This window comes from Rhodococcus sp. KB6 (assembly GCF_001445685.1).
Classification (GTDB): domain Bacteria; phylum Actinomycetota; class Actinomycetes; order Mycobacteriales; family Mycobacteriaceae; genus Rhodococcus_F; species Rhodococcus_F qingshengii.
In genome coordinates this window covers 422570-446849 of record NZ_LNAK01000163.1, presented here as the reverse complement: position 1 = coordinate 446849, position 24280 = coordinate 422570, and the positions used below count along the sequence as shown (strand labels likewise).

Annotated in this window: 19 protein-coding genes and 1 pseudogene; 7 read left to right on the top strand and 13 right to left on the bottom strand. The window is 61.5% G+C overall.

What is annotated here, in order from left to right; all coding sequences use genetic code 11:
* The coding region (locus tag ASU23_RS32985) for a non-ribosomal peptide synthetase (protein ID WP_156423216.1) at nt 1–5356 on the bottom strand (5356 nt) is incomplete at its 3' end.
* A gap of 260 nt (nt 5357–5616) precedes the next feature.
* Here ASU23_RS32985 and ASU23_RS32980 point away from each other — a divergent pair.
* From ASU23_RS32980 to ASU23_RS32970, 3 genes are read left to right on the top strand one after another with little or no spacing between them, the layout of a single operon-like run.
* Entirely contained in the window at nt 5617–6441 is an 825-nt protein-coding gene (locus ASU23_RS32980; protein ID WP_007733027.1) for an FAD binding domain-containing protein, read from the top strand.
* Entirely contained in the window at nt 6438–9131 is a 2694-nt protein-coding gene (locus ASU23_RS32975) for a molybdopterin-dependent oxidoreductase (RefSeq protein ID WP_058039496.1), read from the top strand. The genes ASU23_RS32980 and ASU23_RS32975 overlap by 4 nt, the downstream gene beginning before the upstream one ends.
* Nucleotides 9128–10099, top strand: coding sequence for an antibiotic biosynthesis monooxygenase (locus tag ASU23_RS32970; RefSeq protein ID WP_021333615.1), 972 nt, complete (start codon nt 9128–9130; stop codon nt 10097–10099). The genes ASU23_RS32975 and ASU23_RS32970 overlap by 4 nt, the downstream gene beginning before the upstream one ends.
* A gap of 85 nt (nt 10100–10184) precedes the next feature.
* Here the strand turns inward: ASU23_RS32970 and ASU23_RS32965 are convergent, their stop codons facing one another.
* Nucleotides 10185–11423: an HNH endonuclease signature motif containing protein gene (locus tag ASU23_RS32965; RefSeq protein ID WP_058039495.1), complete on the bottom strand. Its 1239-nt coding sequence runs from the start codon at nt 11421–11423 to the stop codon at nt 10185–10187.
* Between the two features lie 117 nt (nt 11424–11540).
* Nucleotides 11541–14693, bottom strand: coding sequence for a multicopper oxidase family protein (locus ASU23_RS32960; protein WP_058039494.1), 3153 nt, complete (start codon nt 14691–14693; stop codon nt 11541–11543).
* 269 nt (nt 14694–14962) lie between these two features.
* Between ASU23_RS32960 and ASU23_RS32955 the strand changes: the two genes are divergently transcribed.
* Nucleotides 14963–15574, top strand: coding sequence for a glyoxalase (locus ASU23_RS32955; protein WP_021333651.1), 612 nt, complete (start codon nt 14963–14965; stop codon nt 15572–15574).
* Between the two features lie 34 nt (nt 15575–15608).
* Here the strand turns inward: ASU23_RS32955 and ASU23_RS32950 are convergent, their stop codons facing one another.
* Both ASU23_RS32950 and ASU23_RS32945 read right to left on the bottom strand, forming a co-directional pair.
* Nucleotides 15609–16628 carry a cation diffusion facilitator family transporter gene (locus ASU23_RS32950; protein ID WP_031331634.1) on the bottom strand — a complete coding sequence of 340 codons (1020 nt, stop codon included), beginning with the start codon at nt 16626–16628 and terminating at the stop codon, nt 15609–15611.
* Entirely contained in the window at nt 16625–17047 is a 423-nt protein-coding gene (locus tag ASU23_RS32945) for a metalloregulator ArsR/SmtB family transcription factor (protein WP_003942406.1), read from the bottom strand. The genes ASU23_RS32950 and ASU23_RS32945 overlap by 4 nt, the downstream gene beginning before the upstream one ends.
* A 109-nt stretch (nt 17048–17156) precedes the next feature.
* Between ASU23_RS32945 and ASU23_RS32940 the strand changes: the two genes are divergently transcribed.
* On the top strand, nt 17157–17582 hold the full coding sequence (locus ASU23_RS32940) for a nitroreductase/quinone reductase family protein (RefSeq protein WP_029255500.1): 426 nt from the start codon (nt 17157–17159) through the stop codon (nt 17580–17582).
* Between the two features lie 60 nt (nt 17583–17642).
* On the opposite strand, the gene ASU23_RS32935 is transcribed toward ASU23_RS32940, so the two are convergent.
* From ASU23_RS32935 to hisI, 4 genes and pseudogenes are all read right to left on the bottom strand, one after another.
* The gene (locus ASU23_RS32935) at nt 17643–18029 is read right to left on the bottom strand and encodes a DUF2784 domain-containing protein (RefSeq protein WP_030537060.1); all 387 of its coding nucleotides are present in this window, start codon (nt 18027–18029) and stop codon (nt 17643–17645) included.
* A 73-nt stretch (nt 18030–18102) separates the two neighbouring features.
* Nucleotides 18103–18342 (bottom strand): annotated as a pseudogene (locus ASU23_RS32930) (hypothetical protein); the annotation flags it as partial.
* An 83-nt stretch (nt 18343–18425) separates the two neighbouring features.
* Nucleotides 18426–18719 (bottom strand): DUF1905 domain-containing protein, encoded by a 294-nt coding sequence (locus tag ASU23_RS32925; RefSeq protein WP_042449548.1) that lies wholly within the window; start codon nt 18717–18719, stop codon nt 18426–18428.
* A 6-nt stretch (nt 18720–18725) separates the two neighbouring features.
* Nucleotides 18726–19073, bottom strand: a complete 348-nt coding sequence (gene hisI / locus ASU23_RS32920; RefSeq protein ID WP_003942390.1) for a phosphoribosyl-AMP cyclohydrolase — start codon at nt 19071–19073, stop codon at nt 18726–18728.
* 101 nt (nt 19074–19174) lie between these two features.
* Between hisI and ASU23_RS32915 the strand changes: the two genes are divergently transcribed.
* A complete protein-coding gene (locus ASU23_RS32915) occupies nt 19175–19696 on the top strand; it encodes a universal stress protein (RefSeq protein WP_058039493.1) in 522 nt (173 codons plus the stop codon).
* Nucleotides 19697–19717: 21 nt separating this feature from the next.
* On the opposite strand, the gene ASU23_RS32910 is transcribed toward ASU23_RS32915, so the two are convergent.
* Nucleotides 19718–21199 carry an NAD(P)/FAD-dependent oxidoreductase gene (locus ASU23_RS32910; RefSeq protein WP_030537063.1) on the bottom strand — a complete coding sequence of 494 codons (1482 nt, stop codon included), beginning with the start codon at nt 21197–21199 and terminating at the stop codon, nt 19718–19720.
* A 92-nt stretch (nt 21200–21291) separates the two neighbouring features.
* Between ASU23_RS32910 and ASU23_RS32905 the strand changes: the two genes are divergently transcribed.
* A complete protein-coding gene (locus ASU23_RS32905) occupies nt 21292–21921 on the top strand; it encodes a TetR/AcrR family transcriptional regulator (protein WP_037126827.1) in 630 nt (209 codons plus the stop codon).
* Here ASU23_RS32905 and hisF read toward each other — a convergent pair.
* The 3 genes from hisF to priA are packed head-to-tail and all read right to left on the bottom strand — an operon-like array spanning nt 21918 to nt 24265.
* Nucleotides 21918–22691 carry an imidazole glycerol phosphate synthase subunit HisF gene (hisF, locus tag ASU23_RS32900; RefSeq protein ID WP_003942380.1) on the bottom strand — a complete coding sequence of 258 codons (774 nt, stop codon included), beginning with the start codon at nt 22689–22691 and terminating at the stop codon, nt 21918–21920. The two genes, ASU23_RS32905 and hisF, sit on opposite strands and share 4 nt — an antisense overlap.
* Nucleotides 22688–23521: an inositol monophosphatase family protein gene (locus ASU23_RS32895; RefSeq protein ID WP_058039492.1), complete on the bottom strand. Its 834-nt coding sequence runs from the start codon at nt 23519–23521 to the stop codon at nt 22688–22690. The genes hisF and ASU23_RS32895 overlap by 4 nt, the downstream gene beginning before the upstream one ends.
* Nucleotides 23522–23530: 9 nt before the next feature.
* On the bottom strand, nt 23531–24265 hold the full coding sequence (gene priA / locus ASU23_RS32890; RefSeq protein ID WP_003942371.1) for a bifunctional 1-(5-phosphoribosyl)-5-((5-phosphoribosylamino)methylideneamino)imidazole-4-carboxamide isomerase/phosphoribosylanthranilate isomerase PriA: 735 nt from the start codon (nt 24263–24265) through the stop codon (nt 23531–23533).
* Nucleotides 24266–24280 lie beyond the last annotated feature (15 nt).

Here is a 24280-nt window from a genome sequence, read left to right as displayed (position 1 = left end):
ACACCAACCCCCCACCACCCACACCAGCAAACCGCCCATCCAACACATCCACCAACGTCAAACCCCCCACCACAACCCCCACACCATCCCAACCACCCACCACCAACCCACGCTCGGGCGCGCCCAAAATTTCCGTATCCCCTACTGGCACTGTCGGATCCGACACGACCGACCGGAGGAGGCGGACGAAACGCTCGCCGAACTCGGCGACTGTGGTGCGCTCGAAGATATCGGAGGCATAGGTGAAGGCGGCATCGAAACCCATGGGGACGCCGTCTTTGCCACGCTGCTCGGTGAGCGACAGTTGCAAGTCGAATTTGGCGACACCGACGTCGACTGGAACAACATCGACACCGAGTCCGGGTAGTTCGAGGTGGGGATCTGCGGTGTTCTGGAATTCCAACAGAACCTGGAAGAGCGGTGAGCGAGATGACGAACGCTCCGGCGCAACTGCATCGACGACTCGCTCGAACGGCACCTCGGCTTGTCCGAACGCTGCCAGATCGACTTCGCGAGTTCGTGAAAGGATCTCCTCGAAAGTCGCGGCGGTGTCAACGGTGATTCGCAGGACGACCGTGTTGACGAACATCCCGACCAGATCGTCGAGGACTTGCTCGGCGCGCCCTCCTACCGGAGTCCCGATCGCTATGTCCGGCGAGGCGCTCAGCCGTGCCAACAGAACCGCCAGCACTGCGTGCATCACCATGAACGGTGTCGCGTTGTGATTCCGAGCGAGTTCGAGGAGTTCACTGTGCACGTCTGCGGGCACCGAGAATCGGACCGATTCACCGCGCATGGATCGTTCCGCCGGTCTCGGTCGATCCAGCGGAAGGTCGATCACGTCAGGTAGACCGGCCAGGGTGGACGTCCAGTAGTCCAACTGCTTCGCCTCGAGCGTGTCCGGATCGTCGTCACTGCCGAGCAGTTCGATCTGCCATTGGCTGTAGTCGGCGTACTGCACAGGCAAAGGCGACCAGTCCGGTGCCCGTTTCGCAGCCCGCGCCGCGTAGGCGCGGGTCAGGTCGCGGGCCAGCGGCTCGAGGGATGCTCCGTCCGCCGAAATATGGTGAACCACCAGCGCAAGGACATGATCGTCCGGCGTGACCCGAAAAAGGGAGCCGCGCAGGGGCACGTTCGCGCTCACGTCGAACCCCTCGCGAGCGAGATCGGCGATGCGCCTGTCCAAGGCTTCCTCGTCCACGGATACTTCCCACGCGATCTTCGACGTCACGCGTTCCGAAGGCACTACTACCTGATGGGGGCCGTCGACCGACGCCGGGTAGACGGTACGGAGCGATTCATGCCGATCGACAACATCTCCCACCGCGCGCTGCATCGCAGCGACATCCAAGGCACCTGACAGTCGGACCACCATCGGAATGTTGTAGGCCGGGGACGACGTGTCGAACTGATTGACGAACCACAGGCGTCGTTGTGCCACAGACACCGGAATCTTGTCCCTGTACGAATGTGCCTGCAGGATTGGACGCTTCGAACGCGTGCGATCAACGCGGGATGACTTCGCATCCCGCACGTGACGGGCCAATGATTCGATAGTCGGTGCTTCGAACAAAGTCCGCACCCCGAAATCGATTTCTTCAGCGGCATTTACGCGAGCGATCAGCTTCGTGGCAATCAGTGAGTTCCCGCCCAGATCGAAGAAGTCGTCACCCGCACCCACCGTCTCGAAGCCTAGAACATCGGCAAAAATCTCGGCGAGCACTAGTTCCTCAGCGCCCTCGGGCGGTCGAAAGTCGTCCGACCGAGCATCGAGCCGAGGTGCAGGTAAGGCAGCGCGATCGACCTTTCCCGCCGGAGTTACCGGCAACTCGTCGAGTAGAACAAATGCCGCAGGAACCATGTACGACGGAACACGGCTCGCGACGTACCGCGTCAGCTCGGCCGTCGAGAGCGCACTTCCGCCGGCAGGCACGACGTACGTGGTGATCGTCGCTGTCCCGGAGGGAGCCGCACGCGCCACGGTGACTGCATTCTCGACCTGCGGACACGACCGCACGACGCTGTCGATTTCCCCGAGTTCGATACGAAATCCGCGAACTTTCACCTGGAAGTCACTACGACCGACGTACTCGAGTCCACGGCCACGGCGCCGCCGCACCAAGTCCCCCGTTCGATACATCCGCCGGCCCGGGAGACCGAACGGGTCGGCCACGAATCGTCCTGCGGTCAACGCATACTTCCGGTGATATCCACGTGCGAGCGCGTCTCCCGAGATGTACAGCTCGCCCACAACACCGTCGGGGACGGGGTGCAATCGCTGATCGAGCACGATCTCCTCGAAGCCGCGGAGCGGACCGCCCACTGTGATGTTCTCCGACGACACCATCGGCTCGCCGATGTTCGACATGACGGTGGTCTCGGTCGGCCCGTACGCATTGCACAGCCGGCGACCAGGAGCCCACCGCTGCACAAGATCCGGCGGGCAGGCCTCACCACCGACCACCACGTCGCCGAAGCCCGAAAGGCCCTCGGGCGAAACTGTTCCGAGCGCCGCAGTAGTGACAAAACCATGCGTGACACGCTGGGATTCGAGGAAGTGAGACAACTCGTCACCGCCGTAGATCGTGCTCGGCGCAATCACCATGGTCGCTCCGGCACCGAAAGCCAGCAGGTACTCGAAAATCGAGGCGTCGAAACTCGGGGTCGAGAAGTGCAACGTTCGCGCATCCTGGGTCGCACCGAACCGCGAACGCTGTTCGGCAGCAAGCGCTTCCAGTCCACGATGCGAGACCGTCACCCCCTTGGGGAGTCCGGTGGACCCGGACGTGTAGATCACGTATGCGGGATTGTCGGGCCGGATCGGGTGCACCCGATCGACATCGGAGATGGAACGCACGGACAACCGTGCAAGTCGGCCACGGAACTCGGCGTCGTCGATCGCTGACCAGGGAACCGAATCCGGCAAGCGATGAAGTTCCGCGACGACCGTGAGTCCCAGTACGGCGCCGGAATCGGTCAGCATGAAGCGAACACGTTCATTCGGATAGGTTGGATCCACCGGCACGAATGCCGCGCCGGCTTTGCTCACGGCCAACATCGCGACAACCGATTCGACCGAACGCGTCATACCCAGCGCCACAACCTTTTCCGGACCGATGCCGCGGTCGATCAATTCTCGGGCCAACTTCGAGGAACGCTCGTCGAGTTCTCGATACGTCAACTCGTCATCGAGATACGAGAGGGCCACGCCGTCGGGGTGTGTGCGCGCCGCACCGTCGAACAAATCGGCCAGGGTGCGATGCGAAGCGCGCGGGTCACCGCGGACAGACCGTATCGCGGATCGCTCGTCGTCGGACAAGATATCGATGTCGCCGACCATGATTGCCGGATCCGCTGTGACGGATTCCAGGACGCACGCGAACCGCAAACCGAGGCCGCGTACCGTCTCGGCGTCGAACAGGTCGGTGGCAAACGCGAGCCTCACCGAGATTCCGGACGGCGTACCCACCTCGTCGAAAGTCTCGACTGCAGACACTCCGAGATCGAAGCGGCCGATGTCGCGAGGGTGCTCGTCAGCGCCGGCGACGGACTCGAACGTCACCTGTACAACCGGCGCATAGGCGGGTACATCCTCAACGTGCAATGGCTGAACCAACTGCTCGAGCCGTATCCCACTGTGCGGCAGCGCATTACTTCGGACCTCGACGACACTGCCCAAGAGTGCCGTGAACGGCGTCTCCAGATCGATGCGACTCCGGATGGCAACGATGTTCGCGTCGGATCCCGTCGGCGTACCGATCACAACATCCGAAGCACCGGACAACCGGCTCACCAGGAGAGCAAAGCTCGCATGTAAGACCGCACGAGTGTCCGTCCCGAGATCACTCGCCATCGCCGTGATCCGCGCGTGGGTATCGGTGGCGATCAGGACCTCAACCTGTGCACTGTCCAGCGATTGCGTTGCAGGCCTGGGTCGATCGAAGGGAAGTTGCAAAAGTTCGGGCGCCCCGGCGAGCTCATGTCTCCAATACTCGAGGTGCCGGACTTCGCGTTGTCGTCGCTCGCCCTCTCGGGCCGTCGGGCCGTGAATGTCTGCGAGTTCGGCACCGGAATCAGACGCGATCAACTCTTCCAGCAAGCCGACAAAGTTCCGGTGGTGCTCGCGTAAACCCGCCTCCTCGTATCGGATCGGGTTTGCCCGGAAGTCGACACGCAGCCTGTCGCCGCTCGGATACACGTTGACCAGAAGGTCTTCCACCGGCCCGGAGGTGACGATGTGATACTCCCCAACCACCTCGCCCAACTGCACCTCCTGGCGAAACAGCATGACGTTGACCATGGGCCCGGCATATGAGTCTTCGCCTTCCAGACCGCTCGTCACGCCTGCGTCCCGACGGATGTCGTCGAGGCTGCAGCGCTGGTGCCGCAATGCACCCATGAGCTCATGTTGGACCTGGGCGAACAGTTCACCGACGGTGTCGACCGCTGCGACACGGATGAGCAGTGGCGTGACGTTCACCATCATGCCGCCCGAGTCCCGCAGTACCGTCGTAGTCCGTCCGGACATCGGAACATGAATCTGGACAGTCTCTTTCGCCGTCATCCGCGCGAGGTACAACGCGAGCGCAGCGATGACCGGTGCAGCGTGGTTCTCGGATTCGTAGAGAAGGGCACAACTTCGGTCCGACATCAGTGTGCTTTCGAGTCGGCTCTCGGTTTGCGCGGGCCCAGAAGCCTCCGCCAGGCTGGATCCGGCGAGGGTGGTATTGCGCTCAGCCCAGTACTCCCGGTCGGCGGCGAATCGATCCGACATTCTGTACCGCTCGTCGATGTCGTACAGCGTCCGGAGTGTCGCGGCACGACTCGGCTGCGAGTCCTTTCTCGCCGCCGAGGCCGAGTACCGATGCGCAATGCGGTTCATCATGGTCATGGCACCGAAACCGTCGAGCGCAACATGATGGATGCGGCTGTACCACAGATAGTGCGCGTCGCCCACGCGCAGCACAGCGGTCTCGACAATTCTGTCAACTGCCAGGTCGAGCTGTGTCCGGCAATCTCGGCGCATCCACCCGAGGGCATCCTCGATCGGATCGGGGGACCCACGGAGGTCGACAAGACGGACGGTGATCTCAGATGTCTCGTCCACGTACTGCATCGGTTGACCGTCGATCTCGATCACTTTGAGCAAAGGAGATTGAAACTCGTATGCCACCGCTCGCGTTTCGCGATCCAGCAGTTCGACGTCGAGTTCGCCGCGCAGCTCCACGTAGTGCGCTATCAGAATCGGGACTTCGGGATCGAATTGCTGAGCGAACCAGGTTGCCCGTTGGGCGGCCGAGAGCGGAAAGAGCGTCTCATCAGAAGGGTCGGTCCGACTTACCTCGAAGGGTTTCACAGCGCCCCGCCCCGCATGATCTCCGCGGCCGCCGAGTGCGTAGCCGCGTCCGAATCAACAGCGCGAAAGCAAGAGGCTGATCGCGCCTCTCAAGCAGTCGTACCCAGAATCGGCACGCGCATGCACCGCCCCACCAGTCGATGTCACGTACGTATCGCTCATGTTTCGCGTGCCCGATATGTACTAAAAGTGTGAATGTGTCTCGTCACCTCGGTAATGTCCCACTCCGAGAAGACACATCCCCCGAGGGGAGCAGGCGCATGGACATCACCACCATTACCGACGTGATACGCCGACCACCGGATCGCCCAGGGGACGTGTGGCGTCCCGGCGACGCCTGGCTCGCGGGAGGAACGTGGCTGTTCTCAGCAGAACAACCCGACACGCGTCGACTGGTCGACCTCACCGCGCTCGGTTGGACACCACTGGAGGTCGGCCCGACTCATTTCGGTGTCGGAGCTACGTGCACCGTTGCCGAACTGTATGCGTTTGTCCCGCCGGACAATTGGCGTGCGAGTCCACTTATTCGCGTCAGCTGCGAGTACTTCCTCTCGTCTTTCAAGGTGTGGAATTCGGCCACCGTAGGCGGCAACATCTGTATGTCGCTTCCGGCCGGACCGATGATCACCCTGGCAGTTGCACTCGAGGCTTCGTTCACACTATGGGCTACCGACGGAACAGTGAGGACCGTCGACGCGTGCGACTTCGTGACCGGTGACCACCAGAATGTCCTGGAGCCGGGCGAAGTCCTTCGGAGCATCGAGTTCCCGGTGCACGCACTCACCAAACGGCACGCCCACCGCCGCTTCAGTCTCACGCACCTCGGCCGTTCGACGATCTTCATGATCGCGACGCAGACTCCTGGCGCCGACGACTTTCACCTCACCATCACCGCCGGCACCACCCATCCGATCCGGCTGACGTTCGACACCATGCCGGACGAGCACTCTCTGCGACGAGCCGTCGACTCCATTTCGGCCGACATTTGGTTCGACGATCCCAACGGAACCCCAGACCACCGCCTCCACCTCGCCCGCCACTACGCCGACGAGCTCCGAAACGAACTCACGGGGAGCCAGTCATGAGCTACACGGTGAACGACCGGCAGTTCCACGAGGAGCCGTTCCCGGGACAGTGTCTCCGGACGTTTCTTCGGCACCTCGGACACCACGGGGTGAAGAAGGGGTGCGACGGCGGGGACTGCGGGGCGTGCACAGTGTGGCTCGACGGAACACCGATACACAGCTGCATCACGCCCGCCTTTCGCGCCGACGGTCGCGCGGTAACCACGATCGAGGGACTCGGCACGCCCGAAGATCTCCATCCGATTCAGCAGCAGTTCCGGGATGCACCCGGCTTTCAGTGTGGGTTCTGCACCGCCGGGATGATCATGACCTCGGCGGCGCTCACCGACGCGCAGAAAGAAGACTTGCCGCGAGCGCTCAAGGGAAACCTGTGCCGCTGCACCGGTTACCGATCCATCGAAGACGCGGTCAACGGTGTCGGTGCTATCGAAGTTGCCCTCCCGGGACAGGCCGTCGGAACCAGCGTCGGGGCGCCGGCGGCCACCGACGTGGTGACCGGCCGAGCCGAATACACTATGGACACCGCGATCGACGGCATGCTGCACCTGAAAGTGCTGCACTCGCCTCACGCACATGCCCGCATCACCTCCATCGACACCACCGAGGCGCTCGCCGTCCCCGGTGTCCATCGCGTCTACACCTGGAAAGACGTGCCGCGCAAGCTCTTCACCACGGCAATACATACCGACCACCTTGTCGATCCGGACGACACCTACATTCTCGACAACGTCGTGCGGTTCGTGGGTCAGCGTGTAGTGGCCGTCCTCGCCGACTCCGTCGTCGCTGCGGAAGAAGGCCGTCGGAAGGTGAAGGTCGATTACGAGATCCTGCCTTCCGTGTTCGATCCGGAAGAGGCCATGGCCGACGGCGCTCCAGCCCTGCACGGATCCGACGATCCCTTTGTTCGAGATCCCGAGCACAACATCCTGCTCGAACTTCACGGTCATGTGGGCGACGTCGAGGCAGGGTTCGCCGAGGCCGACGTCATCCACGAAGGCACCTACTTCTCGCCGCGGGTTCAGCACGCGCACCTCGAGACGCACGGTTCGATCTCCTGGATGGAAGACGGACGCCTTCACGTTCGCACAAGTTCGCAGTCCCCCTCCATCGCCAAGGTCAAACTCGCCCATCTCTTCGACCTCCGCCCGGATCAGCTACGCGTGTTCTGCAAACGCGTGGGCGGCGGGTTCGGAGGAAAACAGGAAGTGATCAGCGAGGATCTGGTGGCGCTCGCCACCCTCGACACCGGTCGTCCCGTCTGCCTCGAGTTCACCCGAGAAGAAGAGTTCACCACCGCGTCGCCGCGTCATCCGATGAAGCTCACGATCAAGCTCGGTGCCAAGTCGGACGGAACCCTCACAGCCTTTCAGTATCGCAACGTATCGAACACCGGTGCGTACGGAAACCACGGTGGAGAGACACTCTTTGCCGGCGGCGCGGCAGTATCGCTCTACCGCTGCGCCAACAAGAAGTTCGATGCGTATTCCGTGTACACCAATAACGTCCCGAGCGGCGCTCTGCGTGGGTACGGGATGACGCAACCGGCCTTTGCCGTGGAATCGGCCATGACCGAATTGGCCGTCGCGCTGAACATGGATCCGCTCGAACTGCGTCGACGCAATATCGTCCGACCGGGCGATTCGCTGATCGCACTCGAAGACGGCCCAGACGACGTGATCTTCACCGAAGACGGACTGGGGCAATGCATCGATCTGATCGACACCGCGTTGAAGCGGCAACAGGTTCCCTCGCTCGGAGACGATTGGCTGATCGGCACCGGTACCGCCAGTTCACTACATGAGACCGCGCCACCCACCGAGCACATTTCCGAGGCTTGGCTCACCCTCGGCGAAGACTGTGTATACGAACTTGCCATCGGCACAGTCGAATTCGGTGAGGGAACTTCTACGGCCCACGTGCAGATCGCCGCAAATCAGCTGGGCACAACTCCGTCGCGTGTACGAATCATTCAGTCGGACACCGACCGAACCGGTTTCGACACAGGCGCTTTCGCCAGCGCCGGCCTGTTTGTCGCTGGGAACGCGGTACTTCGCGCGTCGAATGCGCTCCGCGATCGCCTACTTGCCTTCGCCGCGCACCACACCGGCGTGTCGATTGACCAGTGCTCGATGGACGACGACAAGATCGTCTGCGGTAGTACTCGATTAACACTGCAAGAGATACTCGAGGCCGCGCGCCCGCGCGGGATCCGATTCACCGAGGCGCGGAAGGCATACGGATCTCCGCGCAGCGTGGTGTCCAACACTCATGGCTTCCGGATTGCCGTCCATCGCATCACCGGCGAGATCCGCATTCTCTACAGCGTCCAAGCCACCGACGCTGGGGTGATCATCAATCCGGCGCAGGTGCGGGGACAGATCGAAGGTGGCGTCGCCCAGGGCATCGGCTTCGCACTCACCGAGAACTTCCACGTAGACGCAAACGGCGCGATGATGAACCCGAATCTACGTAACTACCGGATCCCGACATATGCAGATATCCCACGCACGGAGGTGATCCTCGTCGAGTCATCAGACTCCGTCGGTCCTCTCCGCTCCAAGGGCATGGCGGAGTGCTGCATCAATCCGGTTGCCCCTGCATTGGCGAACGCACTGCAGGATGCAACCGGGTCACGATTCCGGTCGCTACCGCTCACCCCGGAACGCATCTACACAGGCCTGAACCGATGACCGCGCACACGTCGGCGGACAGCGCCGCGACGGTCATCATCGGCCAGCGAGTGCGTGCCGGACTGGAGAAAGAATTCGAGGTCTGGCAGAAAGATCTCAACCGAGCCGCCGCAGATTATGCAGGCTTCCTCGGGGCAGAAATCGCTGCTCCGACGCCCACCCAACCTGATTGGGTGATCGTGTACCGCTTCGACTCCATCGCTCATGTTCAAGCGTGGATCAACAGCGCGACGAGGCAGGACTACCTCGACAGCGGTCGTCAGTTCTTCGACGGCCCGGCCACGCAGCAGGTAGTGAGCGGCGGGATCAGGCCTCCGGACCCACTGCTGACCGTCGTAGTGACGCACCGAGTAGGTGACGACAGCATCGACGAGTTCCTTGCCTGGCAGGATCGCCTTCGGGAGGTGGAGAGTGCTTTCGACGGATTCCGCGGCACCGAACTGTTTCGCCCCGTCGACGGTGTGCAGGATGAATGGACCCTGCTGTATCGCTTCGACAATGCTGCCCACCTCGATACGTGGCTGACTTCCCCTGAGCGACAACAACTCCTCGCCGAGGGCCGCAAGTTTCACGACTTCGAACTGCGAACCGTGGACAATTCGTTCGGCAGTTGGTTTGCCTTCGACGAGAACGGAAACGAGGCCCCTCCACCTTCGGAGACAAAAACCTCGATCGCGGTCTGGGTCGGTCTCTACCCGACTGTCGTCTTGCTTACTTTGGCGCTGTCACCGCTGAAGCTGCCACTCTGGCTCGGATTGTTGATCGGCAATCTGCTGTCGAGCTTCATCATGAGTTTCTTCACGATGCCGTACTACGTGAATCGACTCCTGCGCCGTTGGCTGCGTCCGCCTCCGGGGATTCCTGTCGCAAAAACCAACGCACAAGGGGTGGCAATCGTCGCCGCTGTGACCTTGTTCTGGGTTATCGTCTTCTACCTCGTGACTACTCAGTTCTGGTCGCTGCCCTGAACTCTCCGGAACACGAAAAGCCAGCGCATGTAACGGGGCATGATTCTTCCCCGGTGCATACGCTGGCATTTTCAGTTATGTCCGTTCACGCGGCCGTTGGTGGGCTGTTCCCGCCGATCGGCTGCTGGAACGGATCGATCGACATCGGTGGATAGAACACCGATTTCCGATCCGGACCGATCTCCACCCGCCACTCCGTGTGATGCAGCGTCCGATGATGATGACCACACAACAAGACCAGATTATCGAGATCCGTTGGGCCACCATCACCCCAGTGAACAATATGATGAGCATCGCACCACCCCGACGGAGTCCCGCACCCCGGAAACGCACACCCACCATCACGAACCGCCAACGCCCGCCGCTGCGGCACCGTCGCTGTTCGCGCTTCCTTACCGCAGTCGAGCGGAACACCATTCTCATCCAACAAAATCCGCGTGACCGTGCAGTCGCACGCCAACATCCGCGCGGTATCGATACTGATCGGGCCCACCCAATCCGCCCACGCGAAACCCAACTCCTCAGTGGACGGCAAGAGGTCTTTCAACGCCTTGAGGTCTGTCATGTCTTTTGCGCTGGCGGTGACCGTGATGTGCGGTTTCACCCCGCCCTCGACCGGACCCAACCCCGCCCGCTCGTACCGGCGCAACAACTCGCAAAACCCATCCGCCCGCCGCAGCGCCGGAGTACGCGTGTCCTTGACGCCGTCCTTCTCCGGCGTCGGCGCAGACAGACTCGACAACAACGTGATCAGACGGGCCCCGTTCACCGCATCCAGATCACCCTTCACGGTCACACGCCCGTACAAACCTTTCGAGGCGTAGAACTCGTTACGCTCCGAATCCTCACCCACCGGAACGCCGTCCTCACGCTTGCCGTACTGCTTCTCGATCCGCCGGATCGCCGCCCGCACCGCATCACAATCGGCAATGTTCTGCGACGCCAACCCCAACAGAATCCCGCGAGCCTTGTCCACATCCGCCAGGGTCATGTTCTTCGGTGGATGCTGACAAAACGACGCCACCTGACGGGCTTTCAACGCATCCACGTCACCACGGTGAAACGCATCGCCCACAACAGGCTCGAGCATCAACAACCTCGCCAACCCGACCAACAGACTGCACTCACCGATCTCCAAATTCGTCGAACCATGCAACCACTGCGCGATCGCCCGAAAACCTCTCCCGCCGAGAACCTCCCGGGAAAACATCTCCACGATCAACAACACCATCCGCGACTGCAACTCGTGCCGGACACGCACCAGATCCAGAACCTCGCCCTTGAGGCCCTCACCATCCAGCTGCCACGCTCCCCGACTGTCCATACCGAAAGTTTAATCGAACACACTTTCGATAACCAGAGACAAACCGGACAACTTCGAGAACAGGAAGGCTCGAGACACGTTGATATGAAACTACTTTCAGCAACTCTCAAAACCGGATCATCGGCCGCCGAGCGGCAGAACTCCCCCGCCGACGGGATAGGGCGGCAGCGTTCCCACAAGCGTCGGTGTCAATGTGGTCGCAGACGGATCGGCACGACCGAGAGTGAATTTCCGAACTTCGGCACCCGTTCCGTTGCTGCCGCTGACGAGGAGATCCGCGCCGGTAGTCGTGCTCGTCGTGGCCACTCCCACACCCGACTCTGGAGCGGTGAACGGGTCGAAAGCTGCAACCTCCCGAAATGCCACGTCCGTCGAATGGTGATCTGGACTCTCGAGGTACATCTCGGGTGCACCGTCGAGCCTGGATCCACTCGAGAAGACGCGGATTGATCCTTCTCCTCCGAGCATGCCTGCCACTATCGACTTTGCGCCGCCCTCGGCGCCGGCCACCCAACCCGTCGACAGAGACACCCCGTCGCGGTAGCCCTGATCGAATGCCAAGAACTGCGACGTCATTACAGGACCAGCCGTATGACCTGCGTGTTCATCGGAGCCGCCCTGCGCAGCCGCCGTCGGTTCGTACAGGTCGTAGCGGAACGTCTTGATCAACGGCTCCTCGCCCGCACCCGGTGCGGTCACGATGCTCGCTCGACCGGAGTGACTGTCAACCATTCCGGTTGCGAACGTGACTCCGCTACTCGATCCCGGGTACGGCGAGAACGAACCGAATTCTGCGGGTGCGGACCTCTTGTCCGCCGGAAGGTCGGTGGAGTAAATCTTGACCTGCGACTCCATCCCTGGGCCCGAGGCAACGATGATGTTGTCCGCCAGTGCGTTTCCGTCGATATCGACGCCGCCGATGTTCACTCCGCCACGAAAACCCACATCGAAGGGGGCAAATCTTGCCAACTCGTCGGTGAACGGCACGCCGCCGACTGCGTTGTACGCCACCACTTCCGGAGCCGAGCCTGCACCTGTTCCAGCGACCAGATCAAGCACCATGTCTCCGTTCACGTCCGCCATCGCAACACTCGGGGTGCCTTCGAACGACGGGAAGGGCGTCACAGCAGTGATCAGTTTGTCGCCGTTGGCATCGAATATCTGCACCTTGGCGGGCACGCCGGCCGAACCAGGTATCGCGACGGCATATGTCGATACCTCGGGAATCACGTTGACAGTCGCCATCAAACCGTTGTCCTCGTGATTGAGTCGGTGGCAGTGAATCACAAAGGTTCCGGTGTACTCGGTGAACTTCGTTCGCAACGTCACTGACGCAGGCTCGAGAGCATTCTCATTCTCGTCAGTCACCGGAGCGGGCACGTTCACGTTGTCGATTCCCCATGGCTGAACCCCTGTCGTGGTACCTGCGACGGGATCCACAACTTCCGTTACCTGGAAGTCGTTGACGTGAATATGCATCGGGTGTTCGTCGTTGTTGAGGTTCGTGATCTTCCATTCCTCAACGGAATTCAGTCGCGGTTGAATCAGCGGAATGTTGGGGAACGTGTTGTCGGCGAATTCGTAGGTGAAGGCCTTCGGATCACTGTTGCTGGCCTTCTCGTTTCCGAACCCACCGGACACTGTGAGGTTGCGGGTCACGTCGGGCGTCATCGCTGCGGTATCCACGAACGAGGTGTAGGTATCGAGCTTCTGTCCGAACTCGAAGGGAGTCGTCTTTCCTTCGCCCTCGTCTGGCGTCGCACGGATCAACTGCTGAGTCGGGAACGTGAAGAATCCGTCCGCGTAACTGATCACCGACGGGTCGACGGTGACGGTTCCGAGTTCGGCGGGCGGATTGTCGGTACCGTTGTTGGTGTAGAGAATGCCTGGATTGCTCACCGGCTTTGCACCTTCGAGCGGTGGCATCTCCAGCACCAGATCGCCGGACTCCGGCATCGTCACTGCGATCGCGTATCGCGAGGCCGGCGGAATCACCAGCCTGGTTCCGTCCCCGTCCACGGGTGGCCTGACCTCGTCGAACGGGTTTCCGTCCTGCCCTACGATGGCGAACTTCGGATGGGCGCCGGTTGCGGTTTCCGTCAACGTGACCGGCATGTAGGCAAAGTCGCTGATGTTGGCAAGCACCCAGATCTCGGTCTGCCCCGGCTTCAGTTTCAGCGACGGCTGGAACTGACCGTTCACGGTGTACTGCACATCGCGTTGGTTGTCCGGCAGTGAGGGATCGGCCGGTACAGTCGTCGATTCACCCACGAAGCTCTGCAGATTGCCTGGAACGAATTGATTCTGTCCACGATGATTGGCCGGGGACAACGGTCCGGTATACCAGTTGGTGAAATACTGCGCGCCCTCGGTGGTGTCCGAGAAATTCACCGGAGCAAGGCTCGGACGGTACGTCCCGTCGGCTAGTTCCGTACCGGCGGGTGGCGTCAACGTACTGACGAATTGGGGCCAGTTCGCGTCGTTGAGCTGTCGGCCCTTTCCTTTGCGGTCGAATACGAAGTTGTACTGCAGTGCCATATCGCGAATCGGAACGTCGTTTGCCGTCACGACAGGCAGATTGCCGTCCGGCCGGCCGATTTCCAGTAGCCCGGCCAGGCCCATGTACGTCTGCTGGGCGGTGAGGGTGTGCCGGTGACTGTGATACCAGTACAGACCGTTCGGCATCGTCCCCGGAATCGCGTAGTCGTACACGTTTCCCTGGCCGGCTGGAATGTTGAGCAACACGTTGTCCGCATTGCCGTCCGGACTCACGTGCACTCCGTGCGTGTGCAGATTCAGCGGAGCCGACGTCAGCGCCGGCGGATAGATCGGCACGCCCCCGCCCGCAGGTGTGAATGCCGGATCGTAGAAGTCCTGGATCGTGAGATCCTGCAAATCGTTGTCGTAATGAATGATCAATCGCTCTCCGGGATTGACGCGGAGAGTCGGCGCCGGATAGACGTCACTCGCCGAGGTCGATCCGTCCGACGCCGTACCGCGGATGACCTCGTACCCGAAGAGCAGAAAATTCGACACGGGCGCCGAAGCGGTATCGAGCGGAATCACTCCCTGATGAGCGGACAAGCGCACCTCGAGAACACCATCTCGGCTACTCAGTTTCACCGGCTCCCGATAGTCGACGGCGGTTCCGCCAGAGCCGTAATTGCCGCCCACCTCGGGCGCCGATTCACCGGAGGTACACGCGGCCAACGCCATCGTCATGGACACCACAACTGCTGCGGCTAACGACTTTCGTCGCAGTGCGATCACTGGTTTCCCCGTTCCATGGTGGCGTGAGGTACGTCCGATCAGCGCTCACCAGCCTATCGAGAAAACAACGGCTGAACAGGATATTCACGACAAATCGCCCACCTAAGGCCTGCGTGAGTGCTGCACCTTGCAAGCAGTCTCAGCAAACCGATCAGAAATCGAGAAGCACAACCACGGGACCCGCAATTACGTTGAAACACATGAACACACCACAGAAGTCCACTTCCGACCACACGTCGCCAATCCACACATCAGCAGGGAGCGCCCAGATGACCACCGCGAAATCCGTGATACTCGACGTTCCCGACCTCGCGGCAGCCGAAGCCTTCTACAACGCTCTCGGCGTCGGAGATCGAATCCAGCTACGCGAATCGAACGAACCGACAACAGGGTTTCGTGGGTACACCCTTTCGCTCGTCGTCTCCCAACCGAACATCGTCGACGCCTTCGTCGGCGCAGCACTCGCAGCCGGTGCCACCGCCTTGAAGCCTGTCAAGAAATCCCTCTGGGGATACGGCGGAGTCGTCCAGGCTCCAGACGGTTCGATCTGGAAGATCGCCACGTCGTCGAAGAAGAACGACGGGCCGGCCACCCGCACGATCGACAGCCTCGTGCTGCTGCTCGGCGCCGAAGACGTCAAGGCCAGCAAGCAGTTCTACCTCGACCGCGGACTCGAGGTGTCCAAGAGCTTCGGTCGCAAGTACGTCGAATTCACCAGTGCAGCAAACAATGTGACACTCGCACTGTATGGTCGCCGCGCTTTGGCAAAGGATGCCGGGGTTGCTCCGGAAGGCACCGGATCACACCGTCTGACCGTTGCCGGCGCGTCTGAAACCTTCACAGACCCAGACGGTTTCGCCTGGGAAGCCGCCTGCGCTTGACATCAAGCACAGATCACCGGGAAGGCGGCCGGTATCAGACTTCGGAGTTGGCCGCGTCATGCGCCGGGTACGCATGCACCAAGGCAGTAGCGAGTTTGGGCACCGCGTGAGTGAGCGAATGCTCGGCGCTGTGTGCAATCGCATGAGCTTCGGCAAGTGTTGCCCGGGGATCGATGTCGAGTTCTGCATCGGCATGCAGTCGGTGTCCGATCCACCGCATCTTCAGATCACGAACACCGAGGACTCCAGGTTCGTGCATCAATGCATGCTCTGCGTCGTCCACCAACTCAGGTTCGACGCCGTCCATCAACCTCCGGAAGACGTCTCGCGCTGCAGTCCTGAGCACCGCCACGATGGCAACGGTGATGACAAGGCCGATGATCGGATCTGCCAACGGGAAACCCAGCGCAACTCCCCCCGCCCCCAGAAGGACTGCGAGCGAAGTGAATCCGTCGGTCCGAGCATGCAATCCATCGGCCACCAGGGCCGCTGAACCGATTTGCCTGCCGACCCTGATCCGATACAACGCCACCAATTCGTTTCCGATGAAACCGATCAAACCTGCCGCCGCTACCCAACCGAGGTGCTCGATCTCGACCGGGTTGATCAATCGCCTCACCGCCTCGACACCGGCGATCACTGCCGACAGTGCGATCATGGCGAGCACGAACAGTCCGGCCAAATCCTCCGCACGCCCGAAACCATAGGTATAGCGCCTGGTCGCAGCGCGCCGACCGAGCGCGAAGGCAATCCAGAGTGGGACTGCCGTGAGCGCGTCGGAGAAGTTGTGAATGGTGTCCGCCAGCAGCGCCACCGAACCCGAGATCGCCACGATCGCGACCTGAGCAACTGCGGTGACTCCGAGCGCAACAAGACTGATCTTGACCGCCCGGATGCCGATTACGCTCGATTCCAATGCGTCGTCGACACTGTCGGCAGCGTCGTGACTGTGCGGCGAGAACACTTCGCGGACTGCCGATCGAAATCCCTTCGGCCCGTGGACATGGCGGTGGCCGTGGCCGTGGCCGTGGGACGTCTTGGGTTCGTGCGTCACGACGCACCTTCTTCTTGATCGGTCCGATCGACGTTCGCCGAGCGCTCCGGGTGTATCTCCCGAAGTTCACCTTCACTACGGTGATGCCCCGGCAATCCGGGTCCGGCATGCTCCGCATTGAAGACCGCGTCCGTAACCAGTTGGCGCACATGGTCGTTCTCCAGGCGATAGAACACCGTCGTACCATCGCGGCGCGTTCGTACCAACCTTGCCATGCGCAATTTCGCCAGGTGCTGCGACACCGAGGGCGCCGGCTTGCCGACGCGTTCCGCCAGTTCGTTCACCGAGCACTCGCGGTCTACCAATGCCCACAAAACCTGCACACGGGTTGCGTCGGCCAGCATGCGGAACACCTCGACGACGAGGTCGACTTGATCATCGGGAAGCTTACGGCGACAAACACCACTATCTGCGTTCATACGTAGATAGTAGATCATGCTGGACGCCGAAGATGACCTCTCGTCGATTCACCAGTTGTGCAAAGCTTGGCGGCAGAGCCCTTCGCCACTCGCAGACCGGGAGACAACGATGAGTACCGACGATTGGAACGCAGGAATCATTGCGGAATTTCGGGAGAACGAGGGCAAGGTAGGTGGCCCCTTCGAAGGTGCGCCCATGGTGTTGGTCCACCACACAGGACGCAAATCCGGACGCGATTTCGTGAGTCCCATGATGTATCTGGCAGACGAGCAGGATCCGAAGACCATCTACGTTTTTGCATCCAAGGCCGGTGCCCCGACCAATCCCGACTGGTACTACAACCTCGTTGCCACCGACCAGGCAGAGGTCGAGATCGGCACCGAAACATACCCGGTCTCCGTCAGCGAAGTAACCGGCGAGAAGCGTGACCGCATCTACGACGAGCAGGCCAGTCGATACCCGGGATTTGCCGAATACGCGGAGAAGACCGCTGGGATCCGCACAATCCCGGTGGTAGCCCTGACTCGCGCGTAAATCCTGGTAGCACCTCCCAGTCGTTTCCATTCGGAAACGGCTGGGATCGTTTGTACGGAATCAGGTCGCTGAAGAGGCTTTGACCTCACCCTTCGCATGCCGTCCGAGCAGCACGTATCCTACCCAGGATCCGACAACCACTGTCGCCGCGAGCGCCTGTACAAGGCCTTCGATACTCGCCGGATAGAACACGCCGGTGATGTAGTGCGAGATGAATCCGGTGGACGGCAACTCCGCGATCCCGGCCATCCGGCGGGCCCAGTTCTCGAGATTGGTCAGCGGGCAGTCGTATCCGACCGCTATCGAACCGACTCCCCAGACGACTGCAAGAAGGTGGAAACCGATGGTACGACGCCACTTCCACGCCACGAACCCACCCAGCACCACATAGAGGACAAACCCGAAGTGAACGAACACCGTTACTACTTCGATGAGCCGATACACCATCGTCGTCTCCGCTCGTGGCGCGGAAGTCCCGCAACAACCAGACTAATCCGATGTTAGTCCTCGTAGAGGTGATCTACCCGGTGTATGCAGCGGTCGTGCGAGCAGCGGCGGCTGCAGCCGCATCCGGGTCGTCGCCCGATGCGATCGCAGCTTCGGCCCACAGTTCACTGCTTCCCGCGATGAATGCCTTGGCCTCGTCGCTCGCCGACCACTCGGGTGTCTCGAGTGGCGTCGCGATCCCCAGTTCCACGTGTCGAGCCAGCCCGAGCAGTCCCATGTCCCACCCGACGCCGACGGCACCTGGACCGTACTCGGCCTACCGATCCGGCTCCACGTCCGCGGCATGTTCGAAATCGAACAGAATTGCACGACGGCGCTCCTTGGTTCGGGAAAACTTCAGCTCAGTCGCTGCTGTAGATGTACCGCTACCTCTTCTCCAGCGGCGCTCTTGCCGATCGCCTTGCACAGCGCCACGCGCAGCGGAAGCCAGTGCGGTCCGTCGCCGGAGGGCATCAGCGTCGCCTCGAAGGGATGCTCACCATCGAGGGTTCCGAGCACCTTCACAGCGCGTCTGGTTCCCAGAAGTTCCGCCGAGCCGGGCACGGTCAAGAACGTTGCGAACGCACCGTCTTTCTCGATGGGAGCGGTGAACGAGTAATCGAGCGGTTGTGGAGTCTTGTCAGTGGCCATCTCGCGTCACTGCTCAGCAGCGAGCAGGACGTCGGTGTCGAAACACGTGTGAGTGCCGGTGTGGCACGCGGCGCCCTCCTGATCGACGATCAGCAAGACGGAATCGCCGTCACAGTCGAGGCGCACCTCGTGCACGTACTGGGTGTGCCCGGAGGTCTCTCCCTTGACCCAGTACTGCTGCCGCGAGCGCGAATAGTACGTCCCCTTACGGGTTTCCAGTGTTCGCGCGAGCGCTTCGTCGTCCATCCACGCGACCATCAGCACATCACCGGTCGACTTCTCCTGCGCAACCGCGCTGAACAGTCCGGCGTCGTTTCGCTTCAGCTTCGCCGCGATTGCGGGATCAAGACTCATATGACGTTTATACCTTCCACCTGTGACTTCCGTGGAATTCCCCTGCACGGCCGCCCTAGAATGGAAGTTCCTTCGCTTCTCGCTCTGGAAGAAGATCCGACATGAACCATCAACGTCATGACGGTCCGCACCCGGAGTACATCTGCCATCTCGCGAACCCGAGTACCGATCGCGTCCGAACCCGCCACGTCGTTCTCGGCATCGGCCCAGGTGCTACCAGCAAGAATGTACTCAGCTACGCACTGACGCTTGCCGCCAAGGAGGATTCAGCCCTCCACGTCGTTCACTGCATCACGTCCGAGGACCTACCTGCCGAAACCGACTCACCAGAATTCGAAACGCGTCTGCACGACGAGATGGTGTCGCAACGCGAGCAGACAACCTCGGCACTTGCCTCGCACGCCGACACCTGGACGTACGACTGCACCTATGGAGACCCGGCCGGTGTCATTCTCGCAACCGCGGACAAATACGACGCATTTACCATCGTGATCGGATCTCCGCGAAAAGGCGCTGCCTCCGCGGTGAGCCGACTGATGCACATCTCGGTCACTTCCCGACTGAACCGGCAGAACCGTTATCCCGTGATATCGGTTCCGACCGGAGTCAGCTCGGCAAGATAGCCGAACGCGGGACAAGCCCGCCTAGATGATCGAATAGTCCTCGAGCGGAAAGCGTTTCGCTTCGACGAACGCATTCCGTGTAGACGTGGGCCGCAGAATCGCAGCCTCGCCGTGCTGATTGAAGTAATAGCTTCGTGCAGTCTGGCAACTACCGCCGTAGAAGACGGAGTCCGCCAGGTTCTCGGTCATCCGGTCGAGAAACTCGGCGTTGGCAGTTTCGGTGACCTCGAATGTTTCCGCGCCGCGCCGTTTCACCTCGCCGAACAGTCGATCCATGTGCTGCATCTGGGATTCGATCGTCGTGAAGTAGGACAACCCGCTGTACGAGTACGGACTGGCGAGCGTGAGGAAATTGGGGAAATACGGAACCGCGACCCCTTCGTAGGCCTGGAAACGGTTGTCGCGCCACCACTTACCGAGGTTTCGTCCCTCTCGACCGATAACCTCGATGGCTGGAAAATTCACATCCCAGAGGTTGAATCCCGTTGCCAGCACCAAGGTGTCGATCTCGGTCTTGCGACCGTCGGCGGTGACGATTCCGTCGGCAGCGATGTGGTCGATCGGCGTCGTTTCGAGATGCACGTTGTCCTTGGTGAACGTACGGAAGTAGCTGTTGGAAAATGTGGGACGCTTGCACCCGAAGTCGTAGTCCGGTGTGAGTTGTTTGCGAAGGCTGGCGTCGCTGACCTGGGACCGCAGAAACGCACGTGATGCGGCCGCCGCACCCTTGTTCAACAGTTTGACCTGCTTGTAGTGCAGGACCGCGCTGACCATGATCATTTCTAGGATCGACGAACTGACAGCGCGCGCGATTCGCTGGGTGAGCGGAATACGCGAGAACAGCTTCTGCACTGCATTCGGAATGGGGACGTCGATCTTGGGAACCACCCAGATCGGGGTGCGTTGGTAGACGGTCAACTCTGCGGCCTGACGCGCCACCTCGGGGATCAACTGCACAGCGGTGGCGCCGGTTCCGATGATTGCGGTCTTGGTGCCGGACAGATCGTAGGAATCGTCCCAGGCCGTGGTGTGGATGATCTTGCCGGCGAAGTCGTCGATACCGGAGATGTCGGGCCGATGCGGTTGCGAGAGGAAACCCGTCGCAGTCAGGAGGTACTTGGCAGTGATGTCCGGCGCGCCTTCGACGGATACGACCCAGTGCGAGGAATCCTCGTCCCAGCGGGCTCCGTTGACCACGGCACCGAACGTCATGTGCTTCCGCAGATCGTACTTGTCCGCGACGTGATCGGCGTACTTCTTCAGTTCCGCGCCCGGTGCGAAAAGCCTGGACCAGTTCGGATTGGGCTCGAACGAATACGAGTAGGTGACCGACGCGATGTCGACAGCCAGACCGGGATAGCGGTTGACGTGCCAGGTTCCACCCAGATCGTCCTCGCGCTCGAGGATCGCCAGGTTGTTCAGGCCCAGCCGCTTGAGTTGAATGGCCGCACCCATTCCGCCGAAGCCCGCCCCCACTACTACTGCGTCGTACTGCACTGCCATCGGAGAATCCCTCTCGTGAACTGCACATCAGAAAAACTGCACATCAGAAACTGACACGTCATTCCGTTATTGAGAACGGTATCATTCCTGATGTGACGAAGGCCATGACCAGAGCGGAACGAAAAAAGGCGGAATTGCGCCGCGAGATCATCGACGCATCATTCGAGTGCTTCGCCCAGCGCGGCTATCACGCAACCGGAATTGCCGACATCGCAACAACTCTCGGAATCGGCCACGGGACCTTCTACCGGTACTTCGAGAACAAGCGCGACATCATCGATCACGTCATCGACGACCTCGTCGCAAAGATCATCAGCGCACTGGCCACCGAGAATGCTCCCGACGCCGCCAGCACACTGGACGAGTACCGCGCCCAGGTGGGACGGATCGCCGAGGCGCTCCCCCGCATCTTCTTCGACGACCCCCGCATCCCGCGGGTTCTGCTGTTCGAGACGACGGGCGTCGACGCCGATCTGACGGGCCGGATGCTCGATCTACTCGACCAGTCGGCATCGTTGACCGCGGCGTACCTGCACCACGGAGTCGAATGCGGCTATCTACGCGCCGACCTCGATGTCGACAACACTGCCCACGCCGTCAACGGCATGATGCTGGCAAGTGCGATTCAAGGATTGCGAGCCGGTTCGTCCGTCGACTGCACGGCGTTGAACCAAGCCATCAGCCGCCTCATGTTCGACGGAATCCGCGCCGAGAACGCCTAGCGAACGACGATTCCCTCGGCACGCATCGCATCCTTGACCTCCGGGATGCTCAGATCGCCGAAGTGGAAGACACTTGCTGCGAGAACTGCGTCTGCGCCCGCTTCGACTGCAGGGGCAAAGTGCTCGACCAGGCCGGCACCGCCACTGGCGATCACCGGTACGTGGACTGCCGCCCGGACAGCGCGGATCATCAGAAGGTCGAAGCCCGCTTTGGTGCCGTCGGCATCCATCGAGTTGAGCAGGATCTCCCCCACTCCCAACTCTGCACCACGCTCGGCCCACTCGACAGCGTCGATCCCGGTGCCGCGCTTGCCCCCGTGCGTCGTGACCTCCCACCCCGACGGTGTGTCCGGCTGCCCCTGGGGAACGGTGCGGGCATCGACCGAGAGGACGATGCACTGCGAGCCGAAACGCTCACTCAGTTCCTTCAGCAGTTCCGGGCGCGCAATCGCCGCGGTGTTGACGCTGACCTTGTCGGCACCGGCACGCAGCAGACGATCGACATCCGCGACCGTGCGCACTCCACCGCCGACGGTCAGAGGAATGAAAACCTGCTCGGCAGTGCGACTTACGACGTCGAGCATCGTGCCGCGATCCGACGTGGAGGCGGTCACGTCCAGGAAGGTCAGTTCGTCGGCGCCCTGAGCGTCGTACGCTGCCGCGAGTTCCACCGGATCTCCGGCGTCGCGAAGATTCTCGAAATTGACACCCTTGACCACTCGCCCGGCGTCGACGTCGAGGCACGGAATCACACGAACTGCGAGGGTCATGACTGTGGTCCTCCTGAGGACGAAGCGCGCGGATCACCGAGCGCGTTGAGGATATCGAGAATCTCACCGTGGATGCCCGGAGCGGCAGCGAGCACCGACTGCGATTCTACGGTCCACGGGCGGCCGGCCAGGTCGGTGACCACCCCGCCCGCACCGCGAACGAGCGCGACCCCGGCCGCGTTGTCCCACGCGTTGCGGCCGTAGACGATCGCACCGCCCAGGATGCCGGCCGCGGTGAAGGCCAGATCGACTCCGGTTGAACCGTGTATCCGGATCCGCGAGGACACCTTGCTGATCTCGGCGAGGAGGTCGAGACGGAAACTGCCGGGGATCCGCCCTCGACTGTTGACGTTGAGCGCACCCAAGCCGACGATCGACGACGCCAGATCGGTTGGCTCCAGCGGCGGTACGGCGATTCCATTGACCAACAACGGACCGCCGGCGCGAGTCGCGTACGTGTGACCGATCAATGGAAGCCAGGTCAATCCGAGCACCGGGACACCGTCGTCGAGAAGCGCCAACAACGTTCCGGCAGTGGGCAATCCGGCCGAGTAGTTGAAAGTACCGTCAACGGGGTCGAGAACCCAGACGAGCCCGGAACCGACGTCGGGACCGCCGAATTCCTCGCCGTGCACCTCGATGCCGGTCTGCTCGAACAACTCCGCGGTCAACCGCTTCTCGAGCGCAAGATCGACCTCGGTGGCAAAATCACCCCAGCCCTTGCGGACCGCACTCGGGGCGCCGACACCGGAGACGAACTGATCGTGGACGCCGTCGAGAAGCCGACCCGCAATCGCGAGAAGTTCGTCGAGGTCACGCGTCGGAGTCATCTGGAAAATCTATCCGGAAACTGCTGCCAGTGCTTCGGGGAGAGTGAAGCGACCGGCATACAATGCCTTGCCCACGATCGCGCCCTCGACACCCTGATCAACCAGGCTGGAAATGGCGAGTAGATCCTCGATGGTCGACACACCACCGGAGGCGACGACGTGCGCGTCGGTGACCGCGCACACCTGGCTGAGAAGTTCGAGATTGGGACCGGTGAGTGTGCCGTCCTTGGAGACGTCGGTGACGACGTAACGAGTGCAGCCGTCACGGTCCAGACGCGCGAGGGTCTCCCACAGATCGCCGCCGTCGGTGACCCAGCCGCGACCACGGGTGCGGTACTGACCGTCGACGAGACGAACATCGAGGCCGACAGCGATCTTGTCGCCGTACTTGGCCAATGCACGCGCACACCACTCGGGATCTTCGATAGCGGCAGTACCGAGATTCACGCGAGCACAGCCGGTGGCCAGTGCGGCTTCCAGGGAAGCGTCGTCGCGGATCCCACCGGACAGTTCCACCTTGACCGTCAGGTCGCCGATGACGCCGGCCAACAGTTCACTGTTGGACCCACGCCCGAAAGCAGCGTCGAGGTCGACAAGATGCACCCATTCGGCACCGTCATTCTGCCACGCAAGAGCAGCGTCGCGGGGCGACCCGTAACCGGTCTCACTTCCCGCCTCTCCTTGCACGAGGCGAACAGCTTCACCGTTGACGACATCTACAGCAGGCAAAAGGACCAGGCTCACGTGCGGTAACCCTAG

Coding starts and splice junctions, on each gene's coding strand:
- ASU23_RS32980 (WP_007733027.1), top strand. CDS start 5,617: ATGGACATCACCACCATTACCGACGTGATACGCCGACCACCGGATCGC.
- ASU23_RS32975 (WP_058039496.1), top strand. CDS start 6,438: ATGAGCTACACGGTGAACGACCGGCAGTTCCACGAGGAGCCGTTCCCG.
- ASU23_RS32970 (WP_021333615.1), top strand. CDS start 9,128: ATGACCGCGCACACGTCGGCGGACAGCGCCGCGACGGTCATCATCGGC.
- ASU23_RS32965 (WP_058039495.1), bottom strand. CDS start 11,423: ATGGACAGTCGGGGAGCGTGGCAGCTGGATGGTGAGGGCCTCAAGGGC.
- ASU23_RS32955 (WP_021333651.1), top strand. CDS start 14,963: ATGACCACCGCGAAATCCGTGATACTCGACGTTCCCGACCTCGCGGCA.
- ASU23_RS32945 (WP_003942406.1), bottom strand. CDS start 17,047: ATGAACGCAGATAGTGGTGTTTGTCGCCGTAAGCTTCCCGATGATCAA.
- ASU23_RS32940 (WP_029255500.1), top strand. CDS start 17,157: ATGAGTACCGACGATTGGAACGCAGGAATCATTGCGGAATTTCGGGAG.
- ASU23_RS32935 (WP_030537060.1), bottom strand. CDS start 18,029: ATGGTGTATCGGCTCATCGAAGTAGTAACGGTGTTCGTTCACTTCGGG.
- ASU23_RS32925 (WP_042449548.1), bottom strand. CDS start 18,719: ATGGCCACTGACAAGACTCCACAACCGCTCGATTACTCGTTCACCGCT.
- hisI (WP_003942390.1), bottom strand. CDS start 19,073: ATGAGTCTTGATCCCGCAATCGCGGCGAAGCTGAAGCGAAACGACGCC.
- ASU23_RS32915 (WP_058039493.1), top strand. CDS start 19,175: ATGAACCATCAACGTCATGACGGTCCGCACCCGGAGTACATCTGCCAT.
- ASU23_RS32910 (WP_030537063.1), bottom strand. CDS start 21,199: ATGGCAGTGCAGTACGACGCAGTAGTAGTGGGGGCGGGCTTCGGCGGA.
- hisF (WP_003942380.1), bottom strand. CDS start 22,691: ATGACCCTCGCAGTTCGTGTGATTCCGTGCCTCGACGTCGACGCCGGG.
- ASU23_RS32895 (WP_058039492.1), bottom strand. CDS start 23,521: ATGACTCCGACGCGTGACCTCGACGAACTTCTCGCGATTGCGGGTCGG.